The following is an 18,897-nucleotide window of genomic DNA, read 5'->3' as shown; positions in this document are numbered from 1 at the left end:
CCGGGACCCCAGTCAGGACGTCAGTCGCCCGTCGCGCATGTCCACCACGCGGTCAGCCTGGTCGAGGAGACTGCGGTCATGGGTGACCAGGACGGTGGCCAGACCTCGCTCGGTGGTGAGTTCACGCAGCAGCTCCACGATGCGGCGGGAGAGGGCATGGTCCAGAGCCGATGTCGGTTCGTCGGCCAGTAGCAGCGCCGGATCCCCGGTCAGTGCCCGGGCGATGTTCACCCGCTGGCGTTGACCGCCGGACAGCTGGTGGATTCGCCGGTCTCCGTACCCGTCCAATCCGACGCGACTGAGCAGGTCGTCGGCGTGACGGCGTCGCGAGCGGGTGATCCGGGTGCCGCGGATGTGGTCGGTGACCAGCAGTTGTTCGCGGACAGTCAGCGGCCCGAGCAGGTTCGCCGACTGGAAGACCATGCCGGTGGAGCCGTTTACGTCCACGGAACCTGTGTCGGGGGTGGACAGTCCGGCGGCCACGGACAGCAGTGTCGATTTTCCGGAGCCGGATTCTCCGACGACGGCCGTCAGTCCGCCGGCACAGGCGGAGAACGCCACGTGGTCGAGGGCAGCGACGGTGTGTTCACCGTCCGGATAGGTCACGCAGACGTCGTCGAGTCTGAGGACGGTGCGGGTTGTCGTGGCGGTCATGCTGATGCTCCTAGTGCGAGGTGGGGGTCAACGGTGGCTACGCGGCGCATGGCGATCAGGGCACCGCACATCCCGAGCAGGAAGACGCCGACCGGCGGCAGCAGGAACGTCCCTGCGGATGCGGCGAAGGGGACGGCTCCGGCGGCCAGTGTGCTGAGCAGCCCCCCGACAGCTCCGCCGGCGGCAACGCCGACAGCGAGGATCACGCCGGCCTGGGCTGCGGCGTCGGTGACGACATAGCGGGTCGAGGCACCGAGGGCGCGCAGGACGGCGATGTCCCGGGTGCGCTGGATCGTCCACACGCTGAGGAACGCCACGACGACCAGTGCGGAGATCCCGTACAGCAGGCCCTGGATCGACAGGAGGGAGCCGCGTTCGGACTGGTAGGCGGGAAGTGCGGCGAAGGAGTCGTTGACGGTGGTGGCGACGGTTCCCGTGCTGTCTGCGGCGGCGTCCCACTGGTCCTCGTTGAGGTCGGCGGTGACCATGAGTACCGTCGGTGAGCTCGCACCGGTCATCACCTCCCACGTGTCCTGGTCGGCCCAGGCGACGGGCTGGTGGTTCATGTATTCGGTGTCGGCGGTTCCGCCGAGGTCTTCGGGTAACAGCAGTCCGTGGTCGGGGACGTCGCCGCCGGGTACCGGGGTGCCGGCGGGCAGCCCCATCAGGGTGACGGATTCAGTCGCCCCGTCGGCGTCGATCCGTGTAGTCGCGATGCCCAGTGGAATGACGTCGGCACCCGGTCCGACGGCGTCCTTCCAGGCCTGCTCGTCGCCAGCGGTGACGGACGAGGAGGTGAAGGACGGGTCCCCGTCGGCGGAGAAGACGTAGCGGTCCGGCCCCAGTGCTTTCAGGGCCGAGGTGTTCTGGTCGGCCAGCCCACCGGTCAGTCCGGTGAGCATGACCAGCAGCAGCGTGATCAGGGCGACGACTGAGGTGATCAGTGTGAAGCGCCCTTTGGCTGCGGCGATGTCTCTGAGGCCCAGGTACATGGGCGTCCTCCTGTGAAGGTCGGGTTGATGACGTGACGTCATCCTCGCCCGCCCCAGTGGGCCCGGGCATCGACCGGAGACCTGATCTCCGGATCAACCGATCGGTCGATGCCGGTGCCGGGACTGCGCACCTAGGCTCGGGGATGTGAATCCGCATACCTCCCTGCCCCGGGTCCTCGGCACGCTGCGAATCGCGCTGCACGTGGTGTTCGCCGCGTTGTCGGCGTTCGGTCTGCTGCGCGCCCTCCTTGAGGGGACGGGACGGGGTGCCGCTGCGGCGGTGGTGATCCTGCTGCTCGCCGGGGTGTATCTGGTGGGAACCGTCACGGAGAAGCGTGTAGTAGACGGTCAGGTCGCGCGTGACTCCGCACGTCTGCGCTCCTGGGCGCCGTGGTGGCTGCTGGTGCTGCTGATGCTCTGGGCGGCGGCGACGGCGTTGAGCCACCACGCGGTGTGGCTGCTGTTCCCACTGACGTTCCTTGTCCTGGCGGTGCTCGATCTTTTCCGGGGCCTGACGTTCGGCGCGGTGCATGCCGGTGTGCTGGTCCTGGCCTGGGCGGTGGGGGCGTTCGTTCCGCCGTTGACGGGCCAGGGTGGGGGAGTGGCTGCTGTTGTCGGCCCCGGAATCGGTGTTGTGTTCGCCGCTGGGGCGTACTGGACCTACCGGGCGCTCACCGCTGAGGCGGAGCGTCAGCGCGCGACCGCCGATGAATTGCGCCGTACACGCGACCGTCTCCTGGTCACCGAGAAGAACGCCGGGCGGCTTGAGGAGCGTGAGCGAATCTCCCGCGACATCCACGACACGCTCGCCCAGGGGTTCAATGCGGTGGTGCTGCTGTCACGGGCGGCATCGACGGCGCTGCGGCAGGAGCGGACGGACGACGCGTTGACCCAGCTCTCACTCATCGAGCGGACTGCCGGAGACAATCTCAATGAGACCCGCGAACTGATCCGTGACCTGTCAGCGGGGCTTCCGGACGGTCCGGTCGAGCCGGTGGAGGACGCGCTGCGTCGCATTGTCGGCGACGTCACCGCCACCCAGCGCGCCCTCGGCGACGGTCTGGTGGTGGAGCTGGCCGTGACGGACGAGCTACGTCAGACCGCCCTGCCCGCAGCGGTGCAGGACTCGGTCGTGCACGTGGTGAAGGAGTCGCTGACCAACGTGGTCAAGCACGCCGAGGCACAGGAGGTGTACGTCCTGCTGACCGTGGAGGACGATGTCTTGACGGTGGACGTGCACGACGACGGACGGGGCATCGACCTCGGCGAGGTCACGCAGCCGAGCGGCGACGGCTACGGGTTGACCGGGATGCGACTGCGGGTGGAGGAGGCCGGCGGCGACTTCGACGTCCTGACAGGTTCCGGGACATGCGTCACCGCGCGTTTCTGCCTGACCCGGGGAGCACGGCGATGACGGTGAAGGTGATGCTCATCGACGACCACCCGGTCGTCCGCGCCGGGCTGCGCGCGATCCTCGACGGCTTCGACGATGTGTGCGTGGTCGCGGAGGGTGCGGACGGGGCGGACGCCACGCGCGCGCAGGAGGTCGGGGCGGACGTCCTGGTGATGGACATCCAGATGCCGGGCACGGACGGGATCGCAGCCACGCGGACCAACACTTCCACCGGCGGGCCGCCGGTTCTCATGCTGACCACCTACGACACCGGCAACCACATCATGGATGCTCTCGAAGCGGGAGCGACCGGTTACCTCCTGAAGGACGCTCCGGAGGACACGTTGCACCGGGCGGTGCTGGACACCGCCGCGGGTCGGCGGACGTTGTCGTCGGACATCGCCGCGCGCCTCGCCGAGCAGATCGGTCGAGCCGGCAGGACCGGCAGGGAAGCGCTGTCCTCCCGGGAAACCGAGATCCTTGAGGCGCTCGCCACCGGAGCCAGTAACCGTGAACTGGCACGGCGCTTCGTGATCTCACTGGCTACCGTGAAGACTCATCTGATACATATTTATCAGAAGTTGGGGGTGGAGAATCGCACGGCTGCGGTGGCGGAAGCCCGGTCGCGCAGGCTGATCGAGGGGTGACCCGGTGGTCAGCTGTGATCTTATTCACGACAGTCGGGGTCGGTTGGTGCTTGCCACTATGAGGGTCGTACAGTGTCTATGACACTGGAGGTGCCATGACTGTTAAATACGACGATCCCGCTGCAATCGAGCACGGGAAAATTTCCATCAAACCGTTGAGGGAGAAGCCGGGCTTCCCCTCCTGGGCGATGAAGCTGACGATGGCCGTGACGGGCATCATCTTCGCCCTCTACGTCCTCGTCCACATGGTCGGAAACCTGAAGGTTTACACAGGTGCCGACCACTTCAACGAGTATGCAGGTTTCCTGCGCGAAATCGGCGAGCCGCTCATCCCGCACGAAGGCTTCCTGTGGATCGCCCGGGTGGTCCTGCTGGCCTCGCTGATCCTGCACGTGTGGTGCGCTTTCGCGCTGAAGAAGCGGTCCCGGGAGTCCCGCGGCCGGTTCCGCCGCACAGCCAAGGTGAAGGGGTGGAACACCTTCACCGCCGGCTCCATGCTGGAGACCGGCATCATCCTGCTGCTGTTCATCATCTTCCACATCCTGGACCTGACCATCGGCGCAGAACCGGCGGCAGCGACCGCGTTCGAGCACGGCGAGGTGTACGCCAACCTGGTGGCCTCCTTCGAGCGCCCGGGTGTGGCGATCTTCTACATCCTGTGCATGGTCGTCCTCTTCCTGCACCTGAGCCACGGAATCTGGACCGCATCCTCTGACCTGGGTATCACCGGCCACCGGACCCGTCAGGTCATGCTGTGGATCGCCTACCTGCTGCCCGCGGTCGTCATGATCGGCAACATCTCCATCCCGCTGATGGTGATGTTCGGCGTGGTGGATTAGTCCCGGACGTCAGCGAACAAAAGGGACCTAGGAAGAGAGAAGAGACTATGGGAATCAGTAAGCCCCACCCGCACAACCAGACCCCGGACTTCGACTACGACGAGGCACTGCAGGCCTTCGCCGCCCCGAAGTCCAAGGTGGACGGCGTGTCTGTCGGTAACGTCATCGGCGACAACGCCCCACACGAGGTCGGCCAGCAGCAGCAGTGGCAGTTCGACAAGGAGCACTTCAAGCTCGTGTCGCCGCTGAACCGCGCGAAGTTCCGCATCCTGATCGTCGGTACCGGCCTGGCCGGTGGCGCGGCAGCTGCGGCACTCGGCGAGCTCGGCTACGACGTCAAGGTCTTCACGTACCATGACAGCCCCCGTCGCGCGCACTCCATCGCCGCGCAGGGCGGTGTGAACTCGTCGCGGTCGAAGAAGCTGGACAACGACTCCACCTACAACCACACCAAGGACACCGTCAAGGGCGGCGACTACCGGTGCCGCGAGAACGACTGCTGGCGTCTGGCCATGGAGTCCGGCAAGGTCATCGACCACATGAACGCCATCGGTGCCCCGTTCTCCCGCGAGTACGGCGGAACCCTGGCCACCCGCTCCTTCGGCGGCGTGCAGGTCTCCCGCACCTACTACACCCGCGGACAGACCGGTCAGCAGCTGCAGCTGGCCACGACCTCGGCCCTGTACCGTCAGATCGGTGCCGGCAACGTGGAGATCTTCACCCACTCCGACGTGCAGGACATCATCGTCGAGGACGGTGTGTGCAAGGGCATCGTCACCCGCAACATCATCACCGGTGAGCTGTCGACCCACACGGGTCACGCGACGGTGCTGGCCACCGGCGGGTACGGCAACGTGTACCACATGTCCACGCTGGCCAAGAACTCCAACGCCAGCGCGATCATGCGTGCCTACGAGCAGGGTGCCTACATGGCGTCCCCGTCCTTCGTGCAGTTCCACCCGACCGGTCTGCCGGTCAACTCGGACTGGCAGTCCAAGACCATCCTGATGTCCGAGTCGCTGCGTAACGACGGCCGCATCTGGACGCCCACCACCAAGGGCGACGAGCGCCACCCCAACGACATCCCCGAGGACGAGCGCGACTACTTCCTCGAGCGTCGTTACCCCGCGTTCGGCAACCTGGTTCCGCGTGACATCGCCTCCCGTGCGAATGCGCAGCAGATCAACGCCGGCTACGGCGTCGGTCCGAAGAAGAACTCGGTGTACCTGGACCTCACCCACGCCATCGCGAAGCTGGGGGAGGACACCATCCGTGAGCGTTACTCCAACCTCATCCAGATGTACGAGGAGGCCATCGGTGACGACGCGTACAAGGAGCCGATGCGCATCGCCCCGACCTGCCACTACACCATGGGCGGGCTGTGGACGGACTTCCACGAGATGACGTCGATCCCCGGGCTCTTCTGCTCGGGTGAGTCGTCCTGGATGTACCACGGTGCGAACCGTCTGGGCGCGAACTCGCTGCTCTCGTCGTCCGTGGAAGGCTGGTTCACCCTGCCTTTCACCGTCCCGAACTACCTGGCACCGCTGCTGGGACAGGACGCCCCGGACACCGACTCGGAGGCCGCGCAGGCCGCACTGAAGCGGACCGAGGAGCGTATCGACAAGATCCTCAGTATCCGTGGGCCCAACCCGCACGGCGCGGAGTACTACCACCGTCAGCTCGGTGAGATCCTCTACCGCTGCTGCGGCGTGGCCCGCACCGTCGAGGGGATGCAGTCCGGCATCGACGAGATCCGGAAGGTCCGTGCGGACTTCTGGGAGAACGTCTTCGTGCCCGGCGGCAAGGACGAGATGAACCAGCAGCTCGAGAACGCCATCCGCGTTGCCGACTACCTGGATCTCGGTGAGCTCATGTGCGTCGACGCGCTCGACCGCGACGAGTCCTGTGGCGCGCACTACCGCGAGGATCACCTCGACGAGGACGGCGAAGCCGAGCGTAACGACGACGAGTGGTGCTTCGTCTCCGCCTGGGAGCCGGGCGAGAAGCCGGAGACCTTCGTCCGTCACTCGGAGCCGCTGTACTTTGACCGCATCCCGCTGATGACAAGGAACTACAAGTAATGAAACTGCATCTTGAGATCTGGCGTCAGGCGGACCACACCTCGGAGGGCCACTTCGAGTCGGTGGACGTCCCCGATGCCGAACAGGAAATGTCCATTCTGGAACTCCTCGACCACGTCAACTCGACGTACGTCGAAGACGGCAAGGAGCCCTTCGCCTTCGCCTCGGACTGCCGCGAAGGCATCTGCGGCACCTGTGGCCTGACGGTCAACGGCCGCCCGCACGGTCCGGACAAGAACAAGCCGGCCTGCCAGCAGCGTCTGTACAGCTTCAACGACGGTGACAGCATCAAGCTCGAGCCGCTGCGCTCTGCGGCGTACCCGGTGATCAAGGACATGGTCGTCGACCGGTCCGCACTGGACCGCGTCATGGAGAAGGGCGGCTTCGTGTCCATGGCCGCCGGTACCGCCCCGGACGCCGACAGCCTGCTGGTCAACCACGAGGACGCCGAGCTGGCCCTCGACCACGCCGCCTGCATCGGTTGCGGTGCCTGCGTGGCCGCCTGCCCGAACGGTGCATCCCACCTGTTCACCGGCGCGAAGCTGGTGCACATGACCCTGTCTCCGCTGGGCCGTCAGGAGCGTGGACGTCGGGCGAAGAACATGGTCGACGAGGCTGAGGGGACCTTCGGGCCCTGCTCGCTCTACGGTGAGTGCGCCGACGTGTGCCCGGCGGGTATTCCGCTGACCGCTGTCGCCGCGATCACCAAGGAGCGTGCCCGCGCCGCGATCCGCGGGAAGGCGGATTAGCCAGCCACCCTGATTCACCGGTGCACGAGTAGGCCCCCGCCTACACCCGTGCGCTAGAATCATGGTGTCGCCCGGGTCCGACGTCCCCGGGGAGTACCGAAGGATGAGAGAAGAACCGATGATGTTTCCGCATTCAGATACCAAAGGTGAGCACTCCGCGTCGCCGGAGTACCTCGAGGGCTATGTCCCGTCCAGCTGGGACGCGCCGCATTCGTCACTGCAGCGCGGCGTGACCTGGCTGTCCATGGGGCTGCTGGTCGTCGCCGTGTTCATCATGGGCATCGGAATCTTCGGATTCGCCGCCTACAGCGTCGACGCCCAGGAGCACGGTGTCACCATCGGCATCGTCGGCTGGGCCGCCGGCATTGTCCTCCTTCTCGCCTCCTTCCTCGGTATTCATATCGGTCGCCGCGGCACCCGTGAGTACCGTAAGCAGACCGGTCGGGTCTACTGACCGACCCCGCGCCTCCAGCGCTCCCCAGCCCCCTGGTTCCCGTCCACATCCCCGGGCGGACAGGGGGCTGAAGCATGTCCGCGTGGCATCTCCCTCACAGGTGGAATAATGGGCCGGGTGACGTCTCCCCTCCACAACATCCACAACATCGACAACATCGACGACAGCCCTACCGACAACCGACTCGCGGTCCCCGGACCATCCCCGGAATCCGAGGCGGAACGTCGCCGTGACCTGCGCCGCCACAAGGCGTTCGCCACCAGCCTGCTGGTGATCGCCACGGCGATCTACCTGGTCTGCCGGTGGTTGGAGGCCACCGGCAGAGACGGCGGTTGGACGGGGTATGTCCGGGCCGCCAGCGAAGCCGGTATGGTCGGAGCACTGGCGGACTGGTTCGCCGTCACCGCACTGTTCCGACACCCGCTGCGTATCCCGATCCCCCACACCGCGATCATCAAACGCAAGAAGGACCAGGTCGGCCACGCTCTCAGCTCCTTCGTCGGCGAGAACTTCCTCAATGCCGCGTTGATCACCGACAAGCTCCGTCAGGCCAGAATTCCGGAGCGTGCCGCCGACTGGGTGCTGGACCAGGGAGGAGCGGAACGTACCGGCGTTGAGGCATCCCGGTTGATCGACCTCGTGGTCAACGGGGTGGATCCGAGGGAGGCAGAACAACTGCTGCGGACACTGGTGATCGACAAAGTCTCCGAGCCGACCTGGGGGCCTCCCCTGGGGCGAGGTCTGGAGCAGCTGATCAGTGAGGGACGCACCGAACCCGTGGTCGACGCCGTGGTCGTCTGGTTGGACGACAAAGCCCGGGACAGTGAGGAGCTCATCGTCCGGCTCCTGGACGAACGCACACCCACCTGGGCACCCCGGTTCGTCCGTGACCTGGTCGGTGACAGGGTCTACCGGGAGGTCGTGCAGTTCACCGGTGACGTGCGCGGCAACCCGGAGCACGAGGCCAGGCACGCCATCCGCCGGTTCATCAGCCAACTCGCCCAGGACCTGCAGCACGACCCGGCGATGATCACCCGGGTGGAGAACCTCAAGGGCGACATCATGAATTCTCCGACGGTGCAGGCGCTGCCGGGCACGTTGTGGGAGTCGGTACGGTCCACGCTGACGACGATGGCACGGGACGAGAACTCCGTGCTACGGACGAAGATCGTCACCTGGGTCTCGGATTTCGCCACCCGTGTCCGTACGGAGGAAGAGCTCCGGGCCTCGTTGGAGAAGCGCATCGTGGGGGCTGCGTCCTACCTGGCTGAGAACTACGCGGGCGAGGTCACCGGGATCATCGGTGAGACCGTGGAGCGTTGGGACGCCGACGAGGCCAGCGACCGGATCGAGTTGATGGTCGGCAAGGACCTCCAGTTCATCCGGGTCAACGGCACCGTGGTGGGGTCGCTGGCTGGCCTGGCGATCTACACCGTGTCGGAGCTGATGTTCACAGTCCTGTGAGGTCCGATAGACTTGGGAGCCATGATCGACTTTGTGAACCTGGCTTTCAGAGGCCTGAACTACCTGCAGCTCGGCTTCTTGGCCCTCGTGGTCATCGCGGCGGTGTGGGGCGCGATCCAGGTAGCGATGACCAGGGACGACGCCTTCACGGTCATCGACCGGTCGAAGCAGAACTGGCTGCTGCTGCTCGGCGGCTCCGCTCTCGGCGTCGTGGTGCTCGGACCGCTGATCTCCATGGTCTGGATCGTCGGTGCCGTGATCGTGGGTATCTACTGGCAGGATATCCGTCCGTCCATCCGTGACGTGCTCGGCAACGCCCAGTGACCTCGGTGAGTCCTGTCCGCGGGCCGTGGCTCGAAGCGACCCTGCTCGCCCCCACCTGCACCCGCGCCGATGCATCTGCCCTGCTTGAACGGGCGACGGCTCTCGGCTGCACGTCGGTGTGTCTCCCGCCCACGATGTTCCCCCTGCGTCATGCGCCGGAAGGGCTGCGTCTGGTGTCTGTCGCCGGCTATCCGACGGGCAAGCATCATCCACTGATCAAGGCCAGCGAAGCACATATGGCTGTCGTCAACGGGGCCTACGAGGCCCACGCCGTCCTCGACCCCGCCAACGTCGTCGCCGCCGACCGCAACGCCATGATCAGTGAGATCGTCACCCTGCGCGAAGCTGTTCCCTATCCGGCGCAGTTGCGGGTCGCCGTCGGCGAGACGCCGGTGGACGACGGACACCTGGAGACATTCTGCTGTGCCGCGGTGACGGCGGGCGCGGACGTCGTCGTGGTGGACGGCGTAGAACAGGTCCCCGTTGCGGTCGCAGCGGTGACGGGTTCGGCTCTGTCGGTGGTGTGCACCCTCCATGGCACCGCACCGTCCGCAGTCAACCTGCACGCAGTTCATGAGGCGGGGGCCGTGGGAGTCAGCATGCCCGCGGAACTGCTTCAGGGGTAGTTCGCCTCCACCTGGTCCGCGAAGTTCGCGGCCACGGGTTTGCGGCGTAGTTTGAGCGACGGAGTCAGCTCCGCGTTCTCGACAGTGAGGTCACGGGGGAGGATCTGGAACCGTTTGACCTGTTCCCACCGGTTCAGCGAAGAATTCAGCTCATCGATGTAGCCCTGTACCAGTGTCCTCGTCCGGGGATCTGCGGCGACGCGGGCGTAGTCGCCGTCAACGCCGGTACGCCCGGCCCACGCCAGCAACGCATCCTCGTCCAGTGCCACCAGCGCGCTCACGTAGGGACGTCCTTCGCCGATGACAACCAGGTTCGAGGCGACCGGACACAACCCCTTGAATTCCGCCTCTATGAGCGCCGGTGCCACGTACTTGCCGTTGGAGGTCTTGAACAGTTCCTTCTTGCGGTCGGTGATCCGCACGAATCCGTCCTCGTCCATGTCCCCGATGTCCCCGGTGTGCATCCAGCCGTCCTCGGACAGTGCCTCGGCGGTTGCCTCCGGATTGTTGTGGTACCCGTCCATCACCCCGGCGCAGCGGAAGAGGATCTCGCCGTCCTCGGCGATACGTAGTTCCACGCCGTCCAGGGGACGTCCGATCCTGCCGGTACGGTAGGCGTTCGGCATGCCCAGGCAGGATCCGCCGCCGGACTCGGTCATCCCGTAGGCCTCCAGGATGATCATTCCGGCGGCCCCGAACCACCGTGAGATGTCGGTGTTGAGGGCGGCAGACCCGGAGATGAAGTAGCGGATCCGCCCTCCGAAACGTTCCCGGACCGTGGAGAAGACCAGCCGGTCGGCGAGACGGGCCTGGATGCGGTCCCACCGGGTCGCCGTGGTGCTGCCGTCACCGTGGTCGGCGTCGAAGACCTTCACTCCCACGCGGCTGGCCCATCGGAACATTCTCTCCCGGATGCGCAGGGGACCGGGGTCATCGGCCATCATGGTGACGATGCCGTTGTAGGCTTTCTCGAATATCCGCGGCGCGGACCCCATGAAGGTGGGCCGGACGACAGGGAGGTTGGACACGATGCGGTCGACGCGGCCGTCAATGGCGGTCTCGAAGCCGAGGTGGACCGGCATCATCAGCAGCAGTTTCCCCATCACGTGCGACAGGGGGAGCCACAGAAACTGCTTGTCGTCGATGGTCAGCGTGTCCTCTGGGGACGTCCGGCGCATCGTGCCCTCCATGGCCAGGACCTCGAAAACCAGGACACGGTGGGGGAGAAGTACTCCTTTGGGGCGTCCGGTGGTTCCGGAGGTGTAGATCAGGGTGGCGAGGTCGTCGAGGTCGGTGTTGTCGATGCGCGCGTCGATCTCGCCGGGATGTGAGCCGAGTCGTTCCCTGCCACGACGTCGCAGGTCATCCATGCTGATCACCCACCCGGGGTCAGCGTCGTCGGGGACTGCATCGTCGAGGACGACCACTGTGTGGATTTTCGGCAGTTCCGGGCGGAGACCGGTGATCTTGGCCAGTTGGTCGGCGTCCTCGACGAAGACGACGGTGCTGTCTGAGTCATCGAGGATGAAGCGGACGTCTTCGGCGAGCGTGGTGGGGAAGACGGTCACAGTGGCGGCGGCGGCGAAGACGATGCCGTAGTCAGCCAGAGCCCACTCGTAGCGGGTGGTGCTGGCGATGGCGACGCGCTGCTCGGCCCGGACACCCAGGGAGATCAGGCCGGCACCGACCTCGGCGGCCTGGGTGCCGACCTCGCCCCATGTCAACGTGGTCCAGGTTTCGTCTGTGCCGTCTGTGACGGGGTAACTGTAGGCGCGGCGGTCCGGGGTCTCGGCGATGCGTTTGCGCAGCATGTGTCCGGTGGAGCGGACCGGGGGATCGAAGGTGGTGACGTCAGCGGTGGTCATGGTGTTCTCCTTGGGCGGTGGGGTACAGCGAGGCGATGTCGGAGGCGAAGTGGTCGGCCACGGGGCGCCGCCGGAGTTTCAGCGACGGGGTGAGCTCCTGCTCGTCGACGGAAAGTTCCCGGTCGAGGATGCGGAAGGTCTTGACCTGCTCCCACGGGTTGAGGGTGCTGTTGAGCTCGTCGACGAAGCTCTGGACCATGGTGTGTGTCCGGGGGTCGGCGGTGATTTCCCCGTAGTCACCGGGTAGGTTCTCCCGACGCGCCCAGGCGGTCACGGCAGCTTCGTCCAGTGCGATCAGCGCACCGACGTACGGGCGACACTCACCGATGACCACGATCTGTGACGCCACCGGACAGAGGCCTTTGAACCGGGCCTCCATCAGCGCCGGTGCCACGTACTTGCCGTTGGAGGTCTTGAACAGTTCCTTCTTGCGGTCGGTGATGCGCAGGCGTCCCTGCTCGTCGAGTTCGCCGATGTCCCCGGTGTGCAGCCAGCCGTCCTCGGTGAGTGCCTGCGCGGTCTCCTCCGGGTTGTCGTGGTATCCGGCCATGACCCCGGGGCCGTGGACGAGGACCTCACCGTCGTCGGCGATGCGGACCTTGAAGCCGTGGAGCGGTTCGCCGACGGTACCGGCCCGGTAGGTCGACGGTAGACCCAGTGTCGCGACGTTGCTTTCGGTCATGCCGTACCCCTCCAGGACGGGGAGCCCGGCGGCGCCGAACCAGCGGGCGACGTCGGTGTTGAGGGCGGCGGATCCGGAGATGAAGTAGCGGATCCGTCCCCCGAAACGCTGACGCACGGTCGAGAACACCAGCCGGTCGGCGAGGCGCGCCTGGATACGGTCCCACCGGGTGGCGGTACCGTGACCGTGTTCGGCGTCGAAGACCCGGACCCCGACCCGGCTGGCCCAGTGGAACAGCCTCTCCCTGATACGCCAGGGGCCGGGCTCCTCGGCCATCATCGTGGCGATGCCGGTGTAGGCCTTCTCGAAGATGCGTGGCACCGACGCCATGAAGGTCGGACGTGATCTCCCGATGTTGTCGACGATCCTGTCGATCCGGCCGTCGATGGTGGTCTCGAATCCGATGTGGAGGGGCAGCAGGACCATCAGCTTCCCCATGACATGTGCCAGCGGCAGCCAGAGGAACTGCTTGTCGTCGATGTCCAGCAGCACGGCCTCGCCGGTATCGCCGGTATCGCCGGGCGCAGGCTCGGAACGGACGGTCTCGGCGATGGCGTGGACCTGGGAGACCCACACCCGGTGTGGGAGCAGTACTCCTTTGGGGCGCCCGGTGGTCCCGGAGGTGTAGATCAGGGTGGCGAGATCGTCGGGCCCGGTACCGTCGGTGCGTGCGGCGACGGCACCGGGGTGCCTGTCGAGGTAGTCGCGCCCGCTCTGCCTCAGCTCGTCGAGGGTGACGACCCAGCCGTCGGGACGATCGGGCAGGTCATTGTCGAAGACGACGACGGTGTGCACGTCCGGGAGCTGGTCACGCAGGACGGCCAGTTTAGCCAGTTGTTCGGCGTCCTCGGCGAAGACGACCCGGGCGCCGGAGTCCCCGATGATGTGGCGGACGTCCGCTGTGACGGTGGTGGGGTAGACGGCGACGGTCGCCGCGCCGGCACTCATCGTGGCGTAGGTTGCGGTGACCCATTCGTAACGGGTGGAACTCGCGATAGCGACACGCTGGCCCGGGGCGACTCCCAGGGAGATGAGCCCGGCTGCGACCTCGTCGGTGTCGGAACCGACCTGTGACCAGGTGGCGACCGCCCAGTCCCTGCCGCTCGAGGTGGTGTCGGGATAGGTGAATGCCCGCCGGTGCGGAGTCGATTCGACCCGTCGGCGCAGCATGTGGCCGACAGTCCGGACGGTGATGTCGGTGGCGTCGCTGGTATCGCTGGTATCGGGGGTGAAGCTGGTCATGGATGGTCCTCCGGGGAACCTCTCAGTTGACGCTATTGTCTCGGAAGCTAAGCATGTGGAGAGAGACGTGTCCCGTGGTATGTGGTGACAGGGAGGTCGGGGAGGTGGTCAGTCGTTGCGCTTGATGTCGGCCAGAATGGCCGACCATGTTTCCAGCGCGTGGCGCTGGTGTTCGCGGGTGTCCACGAGGACCGAGCCGAGCCCGAGCCCGCGGGCGACGTCCAGGGTCAGGCCCAGGAGCCGACGGGTGTGCTGGTCGGACAGGTCGGCGTTCAGCGCCAGGGCCGTGAGCTGGTAGACCTCACGCCCGTACCTGGCCTCGGCGGGAACGATCATCTCGCGGAGGCTGGCGTCCGTGCTTGCGGCGGCCCAGATGTGGAGGGCCGCGTGGAACGGGCGGTTGCTGAAGAAGCCGAAGACGAGTTCGAGGACCTCATCCACCGGGGCGCCGTTGGTGCCGGTGGACAGGTTGGCCACACTCGTCCGGAGTTTCTGGGTGCGTTCCGAGAAGAACTCCTCGAGGGCTGCCTCGACCAGCGAATCCCGGGTGGGGAAGTGGTGCTGGGCAGCTCCCCGGGAGACTCCGGCGCGGGCGGCGACGGCGCTGACGGTTGTTGCCGGGAAGCCCTGGTCGGACAGCGTCGCCAGAGCAGCCTCCAGCAGGCGACGTCTGGTCACCTTGCTGCGCTCCTGCTGGGCTACTCTGCTCGACATGTGTCCTCCGGGCTCCTCGGTCGATCGTCAGTCACTGTAACACCTGGTGTCCTGGTGTGATGGCGCGGTCGGTGTCACGCAGCCCAGTTCGGCGGACGCTTCTGGAGGAAGGCGGTGATGCCCTCCAGCGCCTCCGGAGTGGCGAACAGTTCAGCGGACTTCGCGGCCAGGGCGTCGGCCCCGGTGTCGAAACCGGCGATGACGGCCTGGTTGAGGATCATCTTGGTTTCGCGCAGTCCCTGGGGTGAACAGCGCAGCAGGTTGTCTGCGGTGTCGCGTGCCTGTCGGTGGGGATCCTCGACGACAGCGGTGACCAGTCCGTGGCGCTCTGCGGTCTCGGCGTCGAAACGTTCACCGGTGAGAAGGAAACGGGATGCGGCACGGGAGGTGAGCCGGGGCAGGACGGTGAGGGCGATCATCGCCGGAGCCACACCGATCCTGGTCTCCGTCGTCGCAAAGGACGAGTCCGGGGACGCGAACACCATGTCACAGGCGGCGGCCAGGCCCATTCCTCCGGCCCGCACATTGCCGTCGACGACGGCGGTGACTGGTTTCGGCAACTCGACGATGGTACGTAGCACAGTGATGAAACTGGCGGTGACCTGCTCGGGTGGGGTGTCGCCCACGGCCGCGAGGTCGGCTCCGGAACAGAAGGTCGATCCGGTGTGGTCCAGGATCACGCTGCGGACGGCCTCATCCTGCGCGGCAGCCTCCAGGGCGTCGGTGAGGTCCCGGATCAGTGTCGGTGACAGGGCGTTCCGGCGGTCCGGGGCGTCGATGGTGATCCGCGCCGTGCTGTTCTCGGTGGCGGTGGTGATGGCCATGTTCTACTCCTGGTGGGGTGGGCCGGTCAGTAGCTCTTGGGCAGGCCCATGACGGTCTGGGCGACGTAGTTCAGCAGCATCTCGCGGCTGACCGGGGCGATGCGGGGCAGTCGTGATGCGGCGTACATGCGTGCCAGTCCGTATTCGGCGGTGAGCCCGTTGCCGCCGAGAGTCTGGACGGCCTGGTCGATCGACCGGGCGGAGACTTCGCCGGCGGCGTACTTGGCCATGTTCGCCGCGGTCGCGGCACCGTCGAGGTCCCCCTGGTCGAAGCGTGCTGCGGCATTGCGGCACATCAGGCGGGCCTGCTCGAGTTCGATCCGGCACTGCGCCAGGGGGTGGGACAGTCCCTGGTGGGCGCCGATGGGGGTCTTCCAGACGACCCGCTCGTTGGCGTACTTCACGGCGGTGTCGAGAGCGTAGCGGGCCATGCCGGTCGCCATCGCGGTGGCGATGATGCGCTCGGGGTTGAGGCCGACGAAGAGCTGGAAGATACCGGCGTCCATGTCACCGACGAGGTCCTCGTCCTTGAGGCGGACATCGTCCAGGAACAGCGTGTACTGGGATTCCGGCAGCATGACCTCGGTGGGGATGAGGGACTTCGAGAATCCTTCGGAGTCGGTGGGCACCATGAACAGCGCCGGCTTCAGCTTGCCGGTGCGCTCGTCGTGGGCGCGGGCGACGATGAGGACGGCGTCGGCCTGGTCGACGCCGGAGATGAAGGTCTTCTGGCCGTTGAGGACCCACTCGTCACCGTCCTTCTTCGCCGTGGTGGTGATGTTGTGGCTGTTGGTGCCGGCGTCGGCCTCGGTGATGCCGAAAGCGCTGATGAATTCACCGGAGGCGATACCGGGCAGCCAGCGCTGTTTCTGGTCGGGGGTGCCGAAGGCGGCGATGATGGAACCGCAGATCGCCGGGGACACGACGAGCATCAGAAGGCCGCATCCCTGGGAGGACAGTTCCTCCTGGACGATGGAGAGCTCGAGGAGCCCCGCACCGCCGCCGCCGTACTCCTCGGGAAGGTTCACCCCGACGAAGCCGAGTTCGCCGGCTTCCTTCCACAGTTCGGTGGGGTACTCGTCGGCGTCGGCCTTCTCGACCATGTACTTGTAGCCGTACTTTTCGGCGAGTGCACGGACGGTCTTGCGTAGTTCCTCCTGCTCCGGGGTGTCGTTGAGCGGCATGCTGACCTGGGGCTGTGACATGGTTTTTCTCCTTGGTGGTTGAGCGGGTTAGTTGTCGGTCTGGTTGTCGGTGTCTGATGCGTCGGGGGAATCGATGACCGCCAGCAGGGTGCCGGTCTCGATGTGGTCCCCGGTGGCGGCGGCGAGTGAACTGACCGTGCCGTCAGTGGTGGCCGAGATGGTGTGCTCCATCTTCATCGCCTCAATGGTCATGAGCTTCTGACCGGTGGTGACCTCGTCGCCGACGGTGACGGAGACACTGGTTACCGTCCCGGGCATGGGGGCGACCAGGGCTCCCTCGGCGACGATGTCGGAGGGGTCGTCGTACCGGGGGCGTTCGGTGAGCATGACCGGGCCGAGAGCGGAGTCGACCCCGACACCGCCACCGGGGTAGCGGTGGACGGTCAGGGTACGTCGGATGCCGTCCACCTCGAGGATCACGGTGGCCGGTGTACCGGTGTCGCGGTTGACACCGTCAGGTGGTGTGACGGCCACCAGCCGGACGTTCCGGTCGCTGCCGAGGGTGACGGACTCGCCGCCGGAGGATCGCGAGGAGCGGACGACGTCCACGTCGACACCGTTCTCCGCGTCCCCGGAACCCTGCCCGACGGTGTACCGGTGGGTGGTGCGGGCGTCGCCGAAGAGCCGGAAGCCGGCACGGACATGCCGGGTCGGCCGGGTCGAGGTCGCGTCGGCCTCGGCGACGACGGCCGCGGCGAAGGCGGACACCGACACCGTGTCATCGTCGGCCAGCGGGACCGTCGAGACCTCGGTGTGGGTGCTCTCCAGGAAGGCCGTGTTGATGTCACCGGCGCGGAAGTCCGCGTCATCCAGAATGCGGACCAGCTGGTCACGGTTGGTGCCGAGTCCGTGGACACGGGCCCGACGCAGCGCCCCGCTGAGCCGTCCGACGGCCTCCGCGCGGGTCGGGGCCCAGGAGATGACCTTGGCGAGCATCGCGTCGTAGTTCACGCCCACCACGGCGGGACGCCCCGGGGCTGTCTCCGGCCCGGCGTCGAGCCGGATCCCGGGCACGTGCGGGCCGGTGAAGGACGACACGACGTCATCGAAGTCGAAGCGGAGCACCTCGCCGGACATCGGCCGGTAATCATGGCGGGGGTCCTCGGCGTAGACACGGGCTTCGACGGCCCACCCGTCGAGGGCGGGAGGGTTCTCCGAGGGCAGGTGGAACCCGGCGGCCACGTCGAACTGCAGACCGACGAGGTCGAGGCCGGTGGTCGCCTCGGTGACCGGGTGCTCGACCTGCAACCGGGTGTTGACCTCCAGGAAGAAGAACTCGCCCTTGTCATTCGCCAGGAACTCCACGGTGCCGGCACCGCTGTAGCCGATGGCGTGGGCTGCCGCCCGGGCGGCCTCGAAGAGACGGTCACGCATCCCGTCGACACGCTCGACCAGCGGCGACGGCGCTTCCTCGATCACCTTCTGGTGGCGGCGCTGGATCGAGCACTCACGCTCGCCCACCGCCCACACTCCGCCGTGGTTGTCCGCCATGAGCTGGACCTCGATATGGCGGCCGGACTCGATGTAGCGCTCGATGAACACGGTGCCGTCACCGAAGGCGCTCTCGGCCTCACGGACGGCGGCGGAGGTCTCCGACTCCAGCTCGTCCAGCGTGCGGACCACCCGCATGCCGCGTCCGCCGCCGCCGGCGGAGGCCTTGACCAGGACAGGAAGCATCTCCTCGGTGATCTCGGCGGTGTCCAGGTTGGTCAGTACCGGGACCCCGGCGGCCTCCATGAGCTTCTTGGCCTCCGTCTTGGAGCCCATGGCGTCGATCGCCTCCGGGGACGGTCCGATCCAGACCAGCCCGGCGTCGATGACCGCGCGGGCGAAACCCGCGTTCTCGGAGAGGAATCCGTAGCCGGGGTGGATCGCATCGGCACCGGCACGCCGGGCGGCGTCGAGGACGGCATCGGCGTTGAGGTAGGTCTCCCCGGGGGCGTTGCCGGGGAGCCGGACGGCGGCGTCGGCCTCCCGTGCGAACGGTTCGTTCTGGTCCGCGTCGGAGTACACGGCGACGGTGGAGAGCCCGCGGTGTCGGGCGGTGGTGAATACGCGTCGCGCGATTTCGCCGCGGTTGGCGACGAGGACCGTCGTGATTGTGGGGGTCTGCGCGGCGCCCTGTTCTGTGTGCGTCAT

17 protein-coding genes are annotated in these 18,897 nt (G+C 66.7%); 9 read left to right on the top strand and 8 right to left on the bottom strand.

Going from position 1 to position 18,897, the window contains the following annotated elements:
* Positions 1-12 precede the first annotated feature (12 nt).
* Both FS507_RS02845 and FS507_RS02840 read right to left on the bottom strand, forming a co-directional pair.
* Positions 13-654, bottom strand: a complete 642-nt coding sequence (locus FS507_RS02845; RefSeq protein ID WP_145941312.1) for an ABC transporter ATP-binding protein — start codon at positions 652-654, stop codon at positions 13-15.
* A complete protein-coding gene (locus tag FS507_RS02840) occupies positions 651-1,646 on the bottom strand; it encodes an ABC transporter permease (RefSeq protein ID WP_145941311.1) in 996 nt (331 codons plus the stop codon). Before FS507_RS02840 ends, FS507_RS02845 begins: the two co-directional genes overlap by 4 nt.
* A 145-nt stretch (positions 1,647-1,791) precedes the next feature.
* Between FS507_RS02840 and FS507_RS02835 the strand changes: the two genes are divergently transcribed.
* The 9 genes from FS507_RS02835 to FS507_RS02795 all read left to right on the top strand — a co-directional run bounded on the left by FS507_RS02835 (position 1,792) and on the right by FS507_RS02795 (position 10,226).
* Positions 1,792-3,060: a sensor histidine kinase gene (locus FS507_RS02835; protein ID WP_145941310.1), complete on the top strand. Its 1,269-nt coding sequence runs from the start codon at positions 1,792-1,794 to the stop codon at positions 3,058-3,060.
* Complete coding sequence (locus FS507_RS02830) at positions 3,057-3,686, top strand: response regulator transcription factor (RefSeq protein ID WP_145941309.1); 630 nt, start codon at positions 3,057-3,059, stop codon at positions 3,684-3,686. The genes FS507_RS02835 and FS507_RS02830 overlap by 4 nt, the downstream gene beginning before the upstream one ends.
* Before the next feature lie 95 nt (positions 3,687-3,781).
* A complete protein-coding gene (locus FS507_RS02825; RefSeq protein WP_145941308.1) occupies positions 3,782-4,525 on the top strand; it encodes a succinate dehydrogenase cytochrome b subunit in 744 nt (247 codons plus the stop codon).
* A 47-nt stretch (positions 4,526-4,572) separates the two neighbouring features.
* Positions 4,573-6,609: a fumarate reductase/succinate dehydrogenase flavoprotein subunit gene (locus FS507_RS02820; RefSeq protein WP_145941307.1), complete on the top strand. Its 2,037-nt coding sequence runs from the start codon at positions 4,573-4,575 to the stop codon at positions 6,607-6,609.
* Entirely contained in the window at positions 6,609-7,358 is a 750-nt protein-coding gene (locus FS507_RS02815) for a succinate dehydrogenase/fumarate reductase iron-sulfur subunit (RefSeq protein WP_145941306.1), read from the top strand. Before FS507_RS02820 ends, FS507_RS02815 begins: the two co-directional genes overlap by 1 nt.
* A gap of 103 nt (positions 7,359-7,461) precedes the next feature.
* Positions 7,462-7,812 (top strand): tetraspanin family protein, encoded by a 351-nt coding sequence (locus tag FS507_RS02810; RefSeq protein WP_145941305.1) that lies wholly within the window; start codon positions 7,462-7,464, stop codon positions 7,810-7,812.
* Between the two features lie 108 nt (positions 7,813-7,920).
* Positions 7,921-9,276: a DUF445 family protein gene (locus FS507_RS02805; RefSeq protein ID WP_145941304.1), complete on the top strand. Its 1,356-nt coding sequence runs from the start codon at positions 7,921-7,923 to the stop codon at positions 9,274-9,276.
* A gap of 21 nt (positions 9,277-9,297) precedes the next feature.
* Positions 9,298-9,600 (top strand): DUF2516 family protein, encoded by a 303-nt coding sequence (locus tag FS507_RS02800; protein WP_145941303.1) that lies wholly within the window; start codon positions 9,298-9,300, stop codon positions 9,598-9,600.
* 5 nt (positions 9,601-9,605) lie between these two features.
* Positions 9,606-10,226 carry a 2-deoxyribose-5-phosphate aldolase gene (locus FS507_RS02795; RefSeq protein WP_145941302.1) on the top strand — a complete coding sequence of 207 codons (621 nt, stop codon included), beginning with the start codon at positions 9,606-9,608 and terminating at the stop codon, positions 10,224-10,226.
* On the opposite strand, the gene FS507_RS02790 is transcribed toward FS507_RS02795, so the two are convergent.
* The 6 genes from FS507_RS02790 to FS507_RS02765 form a co-directional block, all read right to left on the bottom strand.
* Positions 10,217-12,091, bottom strand: coding sequence for an AMP-dependent synthetase/ligase (locus FS507_RS02790; protein ID WP_145941301.1), 1,875 nt, complete (start codon positions 12,089-12,091; stop codon positions 10,217-10,219). The two genes, FS507_RS02795 and FS507_RS02790, sit on opposite strands and share 10 nt — an antisense overlap.
* Positions 12,078-14,015, bottom strand: a complete 1,938-nt coding sequence (locus FS507_RS02785; protein ID WP_145941300.1) for an AMP-dependent synthetase/ligase — start codon at positions 14,013-14,015, stop codon at positions 12,078-12,080. The genes FS507_RS02790 and FS507_RS02785 overlap by 14 nt, the downstream gene beginning before the upstream one ends.
* Before the next feature lie 108 nt (positions 14,016-14,123).
* Entirely contained in the window at positions 14,124-14,729 is a 606-nt protein-coding gene (locus FS507_RS02780; RefSeq protein ID WP_075814133.1) for a TetR/AcrR family transcriptional regulator, read from the bottom strand.
* A 74-nt stretch (positions 14,730-14,803) separates the two neighbouring features.
* Positions 14,804-15,553: an enoyl-CoA hydratase family protein gene (locus FS507_RS02775; protein ID WP_145941299.1), complete on the bottom strand. Its 750-nt coding sequence runs from the start codon at positions 15,551-15,553 to the stop codon at positions 14,804-14,806.
* Positions 15,554-15,579: 26 nt separating this feature from the next.
* A complete protein-coding gene (locus tag FS507_RS02770) occupies positions 15,580-16,737 on the bottom strand; it encodes an acyl-CoA dehydrogenase family protein (RefSeq protein ID WP_145941441.1) in 1,158 nt (385 codons plus the stop codon).
* A 48-nt stretch (positions 16,738-16,785) separates the two neighbouring features.
* Complete coding sequence (locus FS507_RS02765; protein WP_145941298.1) at positions 16,786-18,897, bottom strand: acetyl/propionyl/methylcrotonyl-CoA carboxylase subunit alpha; 2,112 nt, start codon at positions 18,895-18,897, stop codon at positions 16,786-16,788.

The organism is Corynebacterium glyciniphilum AJ 3170 (genome assembly GCF_007673095.1).
Classification (GTDB): domain Bacteria; phylum Actinomycetota; class Actinomycetes; order Mycobacteriales; family Mycobacteriaceae; genus Corynebacterium.
This window is presented reverse-complemented; position numbering and strand designations above follow the sequence as displayed.

Coding starts and splice junctions, on each gene's coding strand:
- FS507_RS02775 (WP_145941299.1), bottom strand. CDS start 15,553: ATGGCCATCACCACCGCCACCGAGAACAGCACGGCGCGGATCACCATC.
- FS507_RS02845 (WP_145941312.1), bottom strand. CDS start 654: ATGACCGCCACGACAACCCGCACCGTCCTCAGACTCGACGACGTCTGC.
- FS507_RS02815 (WP_145941306.1), top strand. CDS start 6,609: ATGAAACTGCATCTTGAGATCTGGCGTCAGGCGGACCACACCTCGGAG.
- FS507_RS02825 (WP_145941308.1), top strand. CDS start 3,782: ATGACTGTTAAATACGACGATCCCGCTGCAATCGAGCACGGGAAAATT.
- FS507_RS02785 (WP_145941300.1), bottom strand. CDS start 14,015: ATGACCAGCTTCACCCCCGATACCAGCGATACCAGCGACGCCACCGAC.
- FS507_RS02765 (WP_145941298.1), bottom strand. CDS start 18,897: ATGACGCACACAGAACAGGGCGCCGCGCAGACCCCCACAATCACGACG.
- FS507_RS02770 (WP_145941441.1), bottom strand. CDS start 16,737: ATGCCGCTCAACGACACCCCGGAGCAGGAGGAACTACGCAAGACCGTC.
- FS507_RS02805 (WP_145941304.1), top strand. CDS start 7,921: ATGGGCCGGGTGACGTCTCCCCTCCACAACATCCACAACATCGACAAC.
- FS507_RS02810 (WP_145941305.1), top strand. CDS start 7,462: ATGAGAGAAGAACCGATGATGTTTCCGCATTCAGATACCAAAGGTGAG.
- FS507_RS02790 (WP_145941301.1), bottom strand. CDS start 12,091: ATGACCACCGCTGACGTCACCACCTTCGATCCCCCGGTCCGCTCCACC.
- FS507_RS02830 (WP_145941309.1), top strand. CDS start 3,057: ATGACGGTGAAGGTGATGCTCATCGACGACCACCCGGTCGTCCGCGCC.
- FS507_RS02820 (WP_145941307.1), top strand. CDS start 4,573: ATGGGAATCAGTAAGCCCCACCCGCACAACCAGACCCCGGACTTCGAC.
- FS507_RS02780 (WP_075814133.1), bottom strand. CDS start 14,729: ATGTCGAGCAGAGTAGCCCAGCAGGAGCGCAGCAAGGTGACCAGACGT.
- FS507_RS02840 (WP_145941311.1), bottom strand. CDS start 1,646: ATGTACCTGGGCCTCAGAGACATCGCCGCAGCCAAAGGGCGCTTCACA.
- FS507_RS02800 (WP_145941303.1), top strand. CDS start 9,298: ATGATCGACTTTGTGAACCTGGCTTTCAGAGGCCTGAACTACCTGCAG.